Below are 12,209 nucleotides of genomic sequence, written 5' to 3'. Positions count from 1 at the left end.
AACAACGCAGGCGGCAACGCCGGCACCGCTCCGACGGTGAACTGCCCGGCCGTGGCCGGCAGCCTGGGTGCCGTTCCGGCGCAGGCGAAGRGCGAGATCGAGCGCAACCTGGCGCTGCTGAACACCCAGATCGCCGAGGCGAACAAGCGCCTGATCAGCCAGCCAGGGTCAGGGCGGCGCGAACTTCATCCAGAACGCGATCCTCGGCCCGCTGAAGGACAAGCGCGTCGCGACCATCAACCGGATGGCGACGGCGATCGGCCGCAACGCCGCGAAGCCGGTGCTGAACGTGAACGCCCTGGCSACCTGCTCGCTGAACCAGAACGGCGGCGGCAACGCGGCTCCCGAGCCGGCCTCCGTACCGGCCGCGGGCAACGCCGGCAACAACAACGCGGGCAACAACAACGCCGGTGGTAACAACGCCGGCGCGGCGCCGACCGTGAACTGCCCCGCCGTGACCGGCCTGCCGGCCATCCCGGCGCAGGCGCAGGCCGAGGTCACCCGCAACCTGGAGCTGCTGAACACCCAGATCGCCGAGGCCAACCAGCGGCTGATCACCAGCCAGGGTCAGGGCGGCGCGAACTTCATCCAGAACGCGATCCTCGGCCCGCTGGCCGACAAGCGCACCGCGGTCCTGAACCGCATCGAGACGGCGATCGGCCGCAACGCGCCGAAGCCGGAAGGCCTCGAGCGGTTCGCCACCTGCTCGCTGAACCAGTAACTCAGTAACTCGCTGGAGAAGTAACGCGCACTGTCGATGATGGGGTCACCGCCACGGTGGCCCCATCAGGCTGTCAGCGTCTTGCGCAACTCCCGCCGGGCCTGGTGGATCCGCGACTTGACGGTCCCCTCGGGAACGTGGTGCAGGGCCGCGATCTCGCTGTAGCTGAGCCCCACGACGTCCGCCAGCGCCAGCGCCTCCGCCAGTTCCGGCCGCAGCCGTCCCAGGGCGTTGAGCAGGTCGAGCCGGGTCGTCGCGACCACGCTGGTCCGCCGCTGGTCCGCCACGTCGGCCAGCACGTCGTCGCTGCCGGCCGGACCGCACGCCCGGGACCGGCGGTACGCCGAGCGGGCCCGGTTGGTGGCCAGCCGGTACATCCAGGTCCGGAAGGCGCTGCGGCCCTCGAAGCGGGGCAGGCCCCGGGCCACGGCCAGCAGGGTGTCCTGGCACGCCTCCTCGGCGTCCTCGCGATTGGGCAACAGGCGGCCACACACCCGCAGGACCTCCGGGCGGACTGTCACAAGAAGAACGTTGAGGGCTGCCAGATCGCCGGCGGACGCGATCCGGGCGAGGCTTTCGATATCGGAACCGTGCATATCGGCTCCTTTCCGCGCTCAGTATGCGCTGACCTGGGCCGATGAACCTCCCGGGTCCGTGCCACGTTCCGTAGCGGCGCTGCGACAGTCAGCTAGGCGACAGTGGTGAACCACGACGGCGAAGCGGTGGACGAACTAATTACCGTCCACTAGAAAAGCGGAGCCCCACATGCGTTCAGCAGCACCACAGACCCGCGGCCGTGGCACCACCGCCGCCTACCTCACCGTCGCCGCAACGCTGTCCGGGGCCCTGGTCGCCACCGGAACGCCGCCCGTCTGGGCCGGCGGCACGGCCGACCGTCCGGCGCTCGTCTCCGCCGACAAGTCCCCGCCACAGGTGCGGGACGTCAAGTTCTCCCGTGCCGCTGTCTCGGTCCGCGGGCTCGCTGTCGTGCCCGTACGGGTGTCGATGCGGGTCACCGACCCGTCGGGCGTCCTGGACAACCCGCACGACATGAACCCGTCCCCGCAGCTCGTCCTCGGCTCGGTGCCGGGCCACCAGGCGAAGCTGCGCCCGGTCCTGACCCGGACCTCCGGAACCGCGACAGACGGCACCTGGAGCGCCACCGTCAACGTGCCGTCCACCTGGAACGGAACGGTGCGGATCGTCTCGGTGGGCGCGACGGACCAGGCCGGCAACGAGCTGTCCACCACGCTCTCCGGCGCGCGATCGCCGAAACTGCGGGTCCGGGGCACGCACCGGCCGGCGCTGACGTTCAATTATTCGCTGCTGGCCGGGGGCGGCTTCCGCATCCACGGCCGGGCCTCCTTCACCGACACCGGCCGGCCGATCGGCCACCGGAAGCTGGCCACCGGGTACGACAGCGGCTGCGACTTCGACGGCGGCGCGGTGAACACCATCGTCACCGACGCCCGCGGCAACTACGAGACGCGGTTCCGCGGCGGCGAGGCGGGGGCAGCGGGCTGTGTCGCGCTGATCGGGCCGGCCGCGCGCAACCAGCGACCGGCGATCCTCGCCTACCGCGTCGCGTCCGCGCCGGCGTACTCGGTGCCCGCGGCGGCGATGCTGCAGCCCGAGGACCTGAACGGGGCCGATACCACGACGGTCACCGACAACCACTGGTCGGCGTTGCGCCCGCCGCAGCCGTGCGGGCCGTACGCGTCAGCCAAGCTGCGCCGTGCGGACCGGGCCGTCCAGGCCATGATCGGCACGTTGGACCAGTCGAGGCCGACGGTCATCGTGAACGACGTCGCCACCTACGCCGCGGACGGGGCCCAGCGATACCTGCGTGATGTACGCAAGGCCGTAGCCACCTGCGGCAACGGCTGGTCCGTCCTCGCCAGTGGCGTGGCCGGCGACGAGTCCGTGCTGCTGCGGCACCGGGAGTACCTCGACTATGCCCAGACGAACAAGGACACCTACATCGTGGTCGCCCGGACCGGGCGTGCCGTGGTGGTCCTGGCCGACACCGGCTGGGAGACCGGCAGCGGGCACGAGGACCTGGTCCGCAGCCTGAGCGCGGCGGCAGTGCGCCGCGCCGCCGTGGTGAACGGGCGGTAGCTCTCAGGTCGCGGCGATTCGCAGCGCCCGGGCGATCGCGAGCGGATGCTGATACTCCCGCCAGCATGAGATCCGTCCCTCGTGGACGGTCAGCACACCGATGAACGTGGCCGCGGCGGACACTCCTGTCGCGGTCATTGTCGCGACCGGTTCGAATTCGACGACGATGGTCGCCGGATCGGCTGTGTCGTGCACCGCCGGCGTGCGGCAGTCGTCGAAGCGGAAGGGCAGGGCTGCCTGCCCGGCCCGGATGAAGGCTGACGACCGCGGGCTGCCGGTCTTCCGTTGGCGACGTGGTGGCAGCCGACTCGCCGGCGGGCCGGGTCCGCACCCGCTGAGCTGCGAAGTGGCGGTGTTACCGGGCGCCCGGTGCCGGGGTAGGGGACGGGCCTGGGCCGTACGGCACCAGGGCGCTGGAGGACGAGTTCCAGGCGGCGTCGTAGGCGAGCACCCGGACCATCGGGTTGCCGCCGCTGACCGAGACCACCGCTGACGGCTCGCGCACCTTCGCCAGTAGCCGGACCTCGTCGAGGTTGACGACCAGGATCACGTGATATTCCAGCACGCCGACGTTGTCGCTGGCCGGCGTCCATGTCAGGGTGTTCGGTCCGCTCAGCACCGGGTTGCCCGGCGGGCCCGGTGCCACGGTGTCGTCGCCGGACTTCGGGTAGCTGGGTGGCTGCGGGATGGTGACCCGGGCCGAGGGCTGTGACAGGTTGCCCGCGGCGTCCCGGGCCGCGACCGCGAAGTGGATGGTGGCCGCGGACGGGTTCAGCGTGAGGGTGACCGGACCGGTGCCCGCGACCGTCCGCACCGGATACTGCTGGTAGAACTGCTCGCCCTGGTAGACCACGTACTCCGCGACGCCGACGTTGTCGACGGTCGGCCGCCAGGAGATGGTCACGGTGGTGGGGGTGACGGTCACGACGGACGGACGGCCGGGAGTCAGCGGCGGCTGGGTGTCCGGAGTGCTTGCCGCGTACGACTGCACGAGGATGTCGTCGAACGAGGCGGTGCCGGACGCGGTCGCCAGCCCGGCCCGGCCCCGGCGCAGCCGGGTGTCGGTGGCCGTCAGTAACGGCGAGCCGTTGACCACGCCGACCAGGCTGTCGCCCTTGACCACCAGGGTCAGCGAGCGCCAGACCGCCGGGTACGCCGGATAGGCGGCCGACGCCAGCGCGGTGGCCCGGCCGCCGGTCACCCGGCCGAGTTCCACCGTGCCGTCCGCCCGGGTCGCCAGGTAGTAGTGGCTGCCGTCGGGCTGGACGCGGGCCAGCACCCCGGCCGACGACTGGGGCTCGCTCATCGTCAAGGGCTTGACCCGGGCGGTCACCGCGTAGTCGGCCCACGCCGGGTCCCCGGCGCACGCGACGGCCCGGCCGCTCATCGTCGTCTGCCGCAGCACGCTGGTCTCGTCCGCCGCCACCGACCAGAGCCCGCCGGACGTCCGCCACCCGTCGGCGGCACCGTCCTGGAAGTCGTCGCTGAGCAGCACCGGTGGAGCCGCGGCCGCCTCGGCGGGCGCCGGCCGGAGCGCGGCGGCCCCAGCGGCCAGCAAGAGCGTGGCCAGGCCGGCGCCGAGCAGCCCGCGGGTCAGGAGCCCGCGGGTCAGCAGCCCGCGGGTCAGCAGCCCGCGGGTCAGCAGCCCGCGGGTCGGGGGGTGAGTGGCCGGTCCGGCGGATGCGCCCATGACGCACTGTAGGACCAGCCATTCACCATCGTCAATCGGTGTCTCTCCGTCGGCGTCACCGCACCTGCAGGGGCACGACGTCCGGTGCGCCGAGGCGGGCCGCGTCCGCCGTCTCGTCGTCCGGTTGCTCCTGCGAGGCCCGTTCCGCCTCCACCCGCAGCCGGTAGTGCTCGACCTCCCGGTGCCGCTGCTCGTCGGTCCAGCCCAGCGCCGCGCCCATCAGCTCCGCCGCCACCGGCGCCGCCGCCAGGCCGCGGTCGAAGGTCTCGATCGAGATCCGGGTGCGGCGGGTGAGCACGTCCTCCAGGTGCCGGGCGCCCTCGTGGCTGGCCGCGTACGCCAGCTCCGCGCGCAGGTGGTCCTCCGCGCCCTCGACCGGGCGGGCCAGGTCCTTGTCGTCGGCGATCAGGTCGAGCACCTCGTGCACCAGCGCGCCGTAGCGGCCCAGCAGATGCTCGATCCGGGCCACGTGCAGGCCGGACTCCTCGGCCAGCAGGCGGCGGCGGTTCCACAGCGCCGGGTAGCCCTCCGCGCCCAGCAACGGCACCCGTTCCGTGCAGGAACGGGGCACCGAGCGGCCCAGCCCGTGCACCGCGGCGTCGACCGCGTCCTTGGCCATCACCCGGTACGTCGTGTACTTGCCGCCCGCCACCACGACCAGGCCCGGCGTCGGGCTGGCCACGGTGTGCTCGCGGGACAGCTTCGACGTCGACTCCGACTCCCCGGACAGCAGCGGGCGCAGGCCGGCGTAGACGCCCTGCACGTCCGTCCGGCTCAGCGGGGTGGCCAGCACCCCGTTGACCAGGTCGAGCAGGTAGTCGATGTCGGTGCTGGACGCGGCCGGGTGGGCCTTGTCCAGCGCCCAGTCGGTGTCGGTGGTGCCGATGATCCAGTGCCGGCCCCACGGGATGATGAACAGCACGCTGGTGGGCGTGCGGGTGATCAGCCCGGTGGAGGACTGGATGCGGTCGCGGGGCACGACCAGGTGGATGCCCTTGGACGCCCGGACGTGGAACTGGCCGCGCTCGCCGACCAGCGCCTGGGTGTCGTCGGTCCACACCCCGGTCGCGTTGATCACCTGCTGGGCGCGTACCTCGAAGGTCCGGTCGTGTTCCAGGTCGTGCACCCGGACGCCGGTGACCCGCTCGCCCTCGCGCAGGAAGCCGACCACCTCCGTGCGGGAGGCGACGGACGCGCCGTAGGCCGCGGCCGTGCGGGCCAGGAACATGGTGTGCCGGGCGTCGTCGAGCTGGGCGTCGTAGTACTGCAGCGCGCCGACCAGCGCGTCCCGGCGCAGCGCCGGGCACACCCGCAGCGCCCCGCGCCGGGACAGGTGCCGGTGCCGGGGCAGGCCGGGTGCCGCCGCGGCCATCGTGTCGTAGAGCAGCACCCCGGCGCCGGCGTACACGCGTTCCCAGCCGCGGTGCCGCAGCGGATAGAGGAAGGGGACCGGCCGGGCCAGGTGCGGCGCCAGCCGGGTCAGGATCAGGCCGCGTTCCCGCAGCGCCTCCCGGACCAGGCCGAAATCGAGCATCTCCAGGTAGCGCAGGCCACCGTGGATCAGCTTGCTGGACCGGCTGGACGTGCCCGAGGCGAAGTCGCGCGCCTCGAGCAGGCCGACGGACAGCCCGCGGGTGGCGGCGTCGAGGGCGCTGCCCGCGCCCACCACCCCGCCACCCACGACGAGCACGTCGACCTCTTGGCCGGCCAGGGCGGACAGCGCCGCTTCCCGGCCGGCCGGAGAGAGCGTCATGTCAGTCAACGTCGACCCAATCGAGAGTGCGTTTCACGGCCTTCTTCCACTGGCCGTACCCCTGCTCGCGCTGCTCGGCGGACCACTCCGGCTGCCAGCGCTGGGACTCGTTCCAGTTCTCCCGCAGCTCGTCGGTGTTCTTCCAGAAGCCGACCGCGAGCCCGGCGGCGTACGCGGCGCCCAGCGCGGTCGTCTCGGCGACCACCGGCCGGCTCACCGCCACCCCCAGCACGTCGGCCTGGATCTGCATGCAGAGGTTGTTGACGGTGATGCCGCCGTCCACCTTCAGCACGTCCAGCGTCACGCCGGAGTCCTGCGCCATCGCCTCGACCACGTCGCGGCTCTGGTAGCAGATCGATTCGAGGGTGGCCCGGGCCAGGTGCGCGTCGGTGTTGAAGCGCGACAGCCCGACGATCGCCCCGCGCGCGTCCGAGCGCCAGTACGGCGCGAACAGCCCGGAGAACGCGGGCACGAAGTAGACGCCGCCGCTGTCCGGCACCGAGGCGGCCAGGGTCTCGCTCTCCGAGGCCGCGTTGATGACGTGCAGCTGGTCGCGCAGCCACTGCACGGCCGAGCCGGTCACCGCGATCGAGCCCTCCAGGGCGTACACCGGGGCCGCGTCGCCGAACTTGTAGCAGACCGTGGTGAGCAGGCCGTGGTTCGAGCGGACCAGCTCCGTACCGGTGTTGAGCAGCATGAAGTTGCCCGTACCGTAGGTGTTCTTGGCCTCGCCGGGCGCGAAGCAGACCTGGCCCACCGTGGCCGCCTGCTGGTCGCCCAGGTCGCCGGTGAGCGGGACGTCGCCGCCCAGCGGGCCCGGCGCGTGGGCCATGCCGTAGGTGTTCGGGTCCGACGACGGCCGGATCTCCGGCAGCATCCGCCGGGGGATGTCGAAGAACGACAGCAGCTCGTCGTCCCAGTCGAGGGTCTCCAGGTTCATCAGCATGGTGCGGCTGGCGTTGGTCACGTCGGTGATGTGGTTGCCGCCGTCCATCCCGCCGGTGAGGTGCCAGAGCAGCCAGCTGTCGGTGTTGCCGAAGATCGCGTCGCCACGCTCGGCGGCCGCGCGCACCCCGTCGACGTTCTCCAGGATCCACTGGATCTTGCCGCCGGAGAAGTAGGTCGCGGGCGGCAGGCCGGCCTTGCGGCGGATCACGTCGCCGCGCCCGTCGCGGTCCAGCGCCGAGGCGATCCGGTCGGTGCGGGTGTCCTGCCAGACGATCGCGTTGTAGTACGGCCGCCCGGTGCGCCGGTCCCACACCACGGTGGTCTCGCGCTGGTTGGTGATGCCCAGCGCGGCCAGGTCGCTGGCCTGCAGGTTCGCGTTCTGCATGGCGGTGCGGATGACCGACACCGTCCGGTCCCAGATCTCGATCGGGTTGTGCTCGACCCAGCCGGCCTGCGGCAGGATCTGCTGGTGCTCCAGCTGGTGGCGGCCGACCTCGTTGCCGCCGTGATCGAAGATCATGAAGCGGGTGCTGGTGGTGCCCTGATCGACGGCACCGACGAAGTCAGCCACGGTTTGCCTCCACGCTCTCAGTTCGTTGGGTCGGGAGTTCGCCCGGCTCCTGTGCTGCCGCGGACGGCAGGAACCGGCCCACCAGGCCCTGGTAGAGCCCGGCGCCGACGATCCCGCCGACGATCGGCCCGACTATCGGGATCCAGAAGTACAGATAACCCGTCTGATCCCGGAACGCGCCACCGTATCCCGTCAGGAAGCTGGCGAGTCGCGGCCCGAAGTCACGCGCGGGGTTGATCGCGTAGCCGGCGTTGGTGCCCCACGCCATGCCGATGCCGACCACGAGCAGGCCGATGATGAACGGCGTCAGGTTGGCGCCCGGCGGCGTGCTGGCGGCATCGGTGATCGCGAGGATCATGAACAGCAGGATGGCCGTACCGATGACCTGGTCGCGCAGCGCGCCCCACTCGCCGACCGGCAATGTCCCATTACCCGGCAGGGTGGAGAAGACGCCCTGGGTCTTGATGGTCAGGTTGGGGTCCGCCGCGTGCAGCACCTCGGTGTAGTTCCAACGCACGAGCAGGGCGGCGACGAAGGCGCCGAGGAACTGCGCCAGCGAGTACGGTGCGACCTTGCGCCACTCGAAGCCCTTGAAGACCGCGAGCGCGATGGTGACGGCGGGGTTGAGGTGCGCGCCGCTGATCCGGCCCGCGACGTAGACGCCGAGCATGACGCCGAGGCCCCAGGACCAGGCGATGCTGTCGTGATCGCCGATGCCGCCGCCCGCCACCTGCGCGACGACGCCGACGCCGAAGAGGATGAGGATCATGGTCCCGGCGAACTCGGCGGCGAGCTCGCCGAGCATTCCCGGGATCTTGAGTCGTTCTGCCATGTGGCCCTCCAGGGTCCGATGTGCTCAACAACGAACTGCCATGGGTTTTCCGCCGCGGGTTGGCTCAGACGCTAAGGACGTCCCCAACGGGCAGCAATGAACGGCGTTCGGCATTGTCGAACGGCGCCAGTGAGCGGGTCGTCACACAGTGGCATAGCATCCGAAACATGCCCGGGACGGTGCAGTCCATCGAACGAGCGGCCGCGATCCTGCGGATGCTCGCCGGTGGCACGGGCCGGCTGGGCCTCGGGGAGATCGCCCGGTCCCTCGATCTCGCCAAGGGGACAACCCACGGCATTCTGCGCACGCTGCAGCACGTCGGCTTCGTCGAACAGGACCGGGTGTCGGGCCGGTACCAGCTCGGCGCGGCCCTGCTGCACCTGGGTACGAGCTATCTGGACATCAACGAACTGCGCTCCCGCTCGATCAACTGGGCGGACCCGCTCGCCGCGCGCAGCGGCGAGGCCGTCCGGATCGGCACCGTCCTGCAGGGACGCGTGCTGGTCGTGCACCACGTCTTCCGTCCTGACGACACGTTCCAGACCCTGGAGGTCGGCACGCTGCTGCCGCTGCACGCCACCGCGCTGGGCAAGGTGCTGCTCGCGTACCGGTCGGCGGGGCCGGCGACCGAGCTGGAGCAGTTCACCCGGCGCACGGTGGTGGCGCCGCGCGACCTGGCGTCCGCCCTTGACGAGGTGCGCGTGGCCGGCTGGGCCGCCGAGATCGAGGAGCTCACCCTCGGCCAGGCGGCTGTCGCCGCGCCGATCCGGGGGTACGGCGGCCTCGTGGTCGGCGCGATCGGCATCTCCGGCCTCGTCGAACGGATCTGCGACACCAGGTACCGGCCGCACGAGCGACTGGTCGGCTATGTCCGGGACGCCGCCCGCGCGGTCTCCCGGGATCTCGGGGCCGCCCGGCACTGAGTCCGGTTCGTCCCATCAGAGAGATTAGTCCCATCAGAGGGGTTCGCCCGTCGAAAGGGTTCGTCCCATCGAAAGGGTTCGTCACATCGAAAGGGTTCGTCACATCGGAGGGGGAGGGAACGATGACCGAGCGCTACGTGATCGCGATCGACCAGGGCACCACGTCGACGCGATGCATCGTGTTCGACCGGCGCGGCCAACTCGTCTCCCTGGCCCAGCAGGAGCACAAGCAGTACTTCCCGCGCCCCGGCTGGGTGGAGCACGACGCGGCGGAGATCTGGCGCAACGTCGAGCGGCTCGCCTCGCTGGCGCTGAGCCGGGCCGGGATCACCGCCGAGCAGGTCGCCGCCGTCGGCATCGCCAACCAGCGCGAGACGACCGTGCTGTGGGACCGGCGCACCGGGGTGCCGATCGGCCGGGCCATCGTCTGGCAGGACACCCGCACCGACACCCTGGTCAACACGCTGATCGGCGAGCCCGGCGCGGAGGAGGTGCAGCACCGCAGCGGGCTGCCGCTGGCCACCTACTTCTCCGGGCCGCGGCTGACCTGGCTGCTGGGCCGCACCCCCGGCCTGCGCGAGCGCGCCGAACGCGGGGAGGTGCTGTTCGGCACGATGGAGACCTGGCTGATCTGGAACCTGACCGGCGGCCTGCACGTCACCGACGTGACCAACGCCAGCCGGACCCTGCTGCTGGACGTGCGTACCCTGCGGTGGTCCGCGCAGGCCTGCGAGTTCTTCGGCGTGCCGCGGGCCATGCTGCCGGAGGTCCGGCCGTCGGTCGGGGTGTTCGGCACGGCGACGGCGGCGTTCCCCGGGGTCCGGATCGGCGCCGCGCTGGGCGATCAGCAGGCCGCCCTGTTCGGGCAGACCTGCTTCACCCCCGGCGAGGCCAAATGCACGTACGGCACCGGCAGCTTCCTGCTGCTCAACACGGGTACGGAGCTGGTGCGCTCGACGCACGGGCTGCTCACCACGGTCGCGTACCAGATCGCCGGCGAACCGGCCCAGTACGCGCTGGAGGGCTCGATCGCGATCACCGGCTCGCTGGTGCAGTGGTTCCGCGACCAGCTGGAGTTGATCGCCAGCGCGCCGGAGATCGAGACCCTGGCCCGGACGGTCACCGACAACGGCGGCTGCTACATCGTGCCGGCCTTCTCCGGCCTCTACGCCCCGCACTGGCGCAGCGAGGCGCGGGGGGCGATCGTGGGCCTGACCTCGTACATCACCAAGGGACACCTGGCCCGGGCGGTGCTGGAGGCAACCGCCTGGCAGACCCGCGAGGTCGTCGACGCGATGAACGCCGACTCCGGACTCGCCCTGACCACGCTCAAGGTGGACGGCGGGATGACGGCCGACAACCTGCTGATGCAGTTCATCGCGGACGTGCTGGACGTGCCGGTGGTCCGCCCGCTGGCCAGCGAGACGGTGTCGCTGGGTGCCGCGTACGCGGCGGGCCTGGCCGTCGGGCACTGGCCGGACCTCGAGGACCTGCGGCGCAACTGGCACCGCGCGGCCCAGTGGATGCCGGCGATGGACCCGGTCGTGCGCGACCGCGAGTACGACAACTGGCGGCGCGCCGTCGAGCGCACCTTCGACTGGATCAAGCCGGCCTGATCGGCAGCGGTATCCGGGTGCTTGCCCCGGCAGGGGTGAGTGACCGACACTGGGCCGCATGGTAATTGCACCAATAGTGCAAGAAGCCTTCCGGTACGACCGGGCCGTCACACGTGCCGACGACGCGCTCCGCACGCTGCTCGCCGGCCTGGTCCCCGGCCTGCCCGCCGAACTCGCCGCGGCGGTGCTCGGGCTGGCCGGGGGAGACCCGGACGTGCTGCGCGAGCTGGCCGGGGCATTGACCCCCGAACAGGTACGCGGCACGCGACCGCCACCCTGCACCCTGCCCGCCGGCGGTCCCCTCGGCCGCCGGTGCCGTGCCGCGCTGGCGATCCTGCCGGGCCGTACCCGGGGCGCCCTGCTGCTCGCCGCGACCGACCCGGACCTCGCCCCCGGCGAACTGCTGGCCGCCGGCGTCGCGGAGGCCCTGTCGGTCGCCGAGCAGGCCGGCCTGGTCGCGGTCGCCTCCGGAACCGTCCAGTTCACCCCCGCGGTGCTGCGCGCGGTGATCTACTACGACGCCCCGCTGGCCCGCCGCCGCGCCGCACACGCCCTGCTCGCCGACGTGCTGGCCCGGCGCGGCGAACGGCTGCGCGGGCTGGTGCACCGCGCCGCCGCGACGGCGGGCACCGACGAGGCGCTGTCCCGCGAACTGCTCGCTGCCGCGCCCGACGGGCCACCCCGAACGGCCTCCGTCGCGTATCGCTACGCCGCCGAGTTGACCACGGGCATGCGGGCCGCCGCCGGAGCGCTGGTGGCCGCCGCCCGCCAGGCCTGGCTGGCGGGCGAGCGGGAGCAGGCCGGGCTGCTGCTGCGCCGGGCGAGCCGTCTCCCGGAGGCCCGGGCCGGGGCTGGGCCCGGGGCTGGGCCCGGGGCTGGGGCTGGGGTCGGCGGGCTCGGCGGTGAGACGGAGGCCGGGGCCCGAGCTGGGGTCGGGGTCGGGGTCGGCGAGATGGAGGCTCAGGCCGGAGCCGGAGCTGGAGCTGGGGTCGGGGCCGGAGCKKGGGTCGGGGCCGGAGCTGGGGTCGGGGTCGGCG

The 12,209-nt window shown here is 72.2% G+C and carries 10 protein-coding genes and 1 pseudogene; 5 read left to right on the top strand and 6 right to left on the bottom strand.

The window, feature by feature from the left end:
• Nucleotides 1–244 precede the first annotated feature (244 nt).
• Nucleotides 245–721 carry a hypothetical protein gene (locus DMB66_RS57660; RefSeq protein WP_199753262.1) on the top strand — a complete coding sequence of 159 codons (477 nt, stop codon included), beginning with the start codon at nt 245–247 and terminating at the stop codon, nt 719–721.
• A 65-nt stretch (nt 722–786) separates the two neighbouring features.
• On the opposite strand, the gene DMB66_RS57655 is transcribed toward DMB66_RS57660, so the two are convergent.
• A complete protein-coding gene (locus tag DMB66_RS57655; protein WP_125812434.1) occupies nt 787–1,317 on the bottom strand; it encodes an RNA polymerase sigma factor in 531 nt (176 codons plus the stop codon).
• A gap of 169 nt (nt 1,318–1,486) precedes the next feature.
• Between DMB66_RS57655 and DMB66_RS57650 the strand changes: the two genes are divergently transcribed.
• The gene (locus DMB66_RS57650; protein WP_125812433.1) at nt 1,487–2,839 is read left to right on the top strand and encodes a hypothetical protein; all 1,353 of its coding nucleotides are present in this window, start codon (nt 1,487–1,489) and stop codon (nt 2,837–2,839) included.
• Between the two features lie 3 nt (nt 2,840–2,842).
• Here the strand turns inward: DMB66_RS57650 and DMB66_RS57645 are convergent, their stop codons facing one another.
• From DMB66_RS57645 to DMB66_RS57625, 5 genes are all read right to left on the bottom strand, one after another.
• Nucleotides 2,843–3,034, bottom strand: coding sequence for a hypothetical protein (locus tag DMB66_RS57645; RefSeq protein WP_125812432.1), 192 nt, complete (start codon nt 3,032–3,034; stop codon nt 2,843–2,845).
• A 160-nt stretch (nt 3,035–3,194) separates the two neighbouring features.
• Nucleotides 3,195–4,529, bottom strand: coding sequence for a hypothetical protein (locus tag DMB66_RS57640; RefSeq protein ID WP_125812431.1), 1,335 nt, complete (start codon nt 4,527–4,529; stop codon nt 3,195–3,197).
• 55 nt (nt 4,530–4,584) lie between these two features.
• Complete coding sequence (locus DMB66_RS57635) at nt 4,585–6,291, bottom strand: glycerol-3-phosphate dehydrogenase/oxidase (RefSeq protein WP_125812430.1); 1,707 nt, start codon at nt 6,289–6,291, stop codon at nt 4,585–4,587.
• Nucleotides 6,284–7,801 carry a glycerol kinase GlpK gene (glpK, locus tag DMB66_RS57630; protein ID WP_125812429.1) on the bottom strand — a complete coding sequence of 506 codons (1,518 nt, stop codon included), beginning with the start codon at nt 7,799–7,801 and terminating at the stop codon, nt 6,284–6,286. Before glpK (DMB66_RS57630) ends, DMB66_RS57635 begins: the two co-directional genes overlap by 8 nt.
• On the bottom strand, nt 7,794–8,633 hold the full coding sequence (locus tag DMB66_RS57625; protein WP_125812428.1) for an MIP/aquaporin family protein: 840 nt from the start codon (nt 8,631–8,633) through the stop codon (nt 7,794–7,796). Before DMB66_RS57625 ends, glpK (DMB66_RS57630) begins: the two co-directional genes overlap by 8 nt.
• A 167-nt stretch (nt 8,634–8,800) precedes the next feature.
• Between DMB66_RS57625 and DMB66_RS57620 the strand changes: the two genes are divergently transcribed.
• From DMB66_RS57620 to DMB66_RS65710, 3 genes and pseudogenes are all read left to right on the top strand, one after another.
• On the top strand, nt 8,801–9,556 hold the full coding sequence (locus tag DMB66_RS57620) for an IclR family transcriptional regulator (RefSeq protein ID WP_125812427.1): 756 nt from the start codon (nt 8,801–8,803) through the stop codon (nt 9,554–9,556).
• A gap of 122 nt (nt 9,557–9,678) precedes the next feature.
• Entirely contained in the window at nt 9,679–11,172 is a 1,494-nt protein-coding gene (gene glpK, locus DMB66_RS57615; protein WP_125812426.1) for a glycerol kinase GlpK, read from the top strand.
• Between the two features lie 76 nt (nt 11,173–11,248).
• Nucleotides 11,249–12,209, top strand: a pseudogene (locus DMB66_RS65710) (hypothetical protein); the annotation flags it as partial.

The sequence above is a fragment of the Actinoplanes sp. ATCC 53533 genome, from assembly GCF_003947245.1.
The sequence above is the reverse complement of the archived record's forward strand: the minus strand, read 5'-3'. Positions and strand labels throughout refer to the sequence as shown.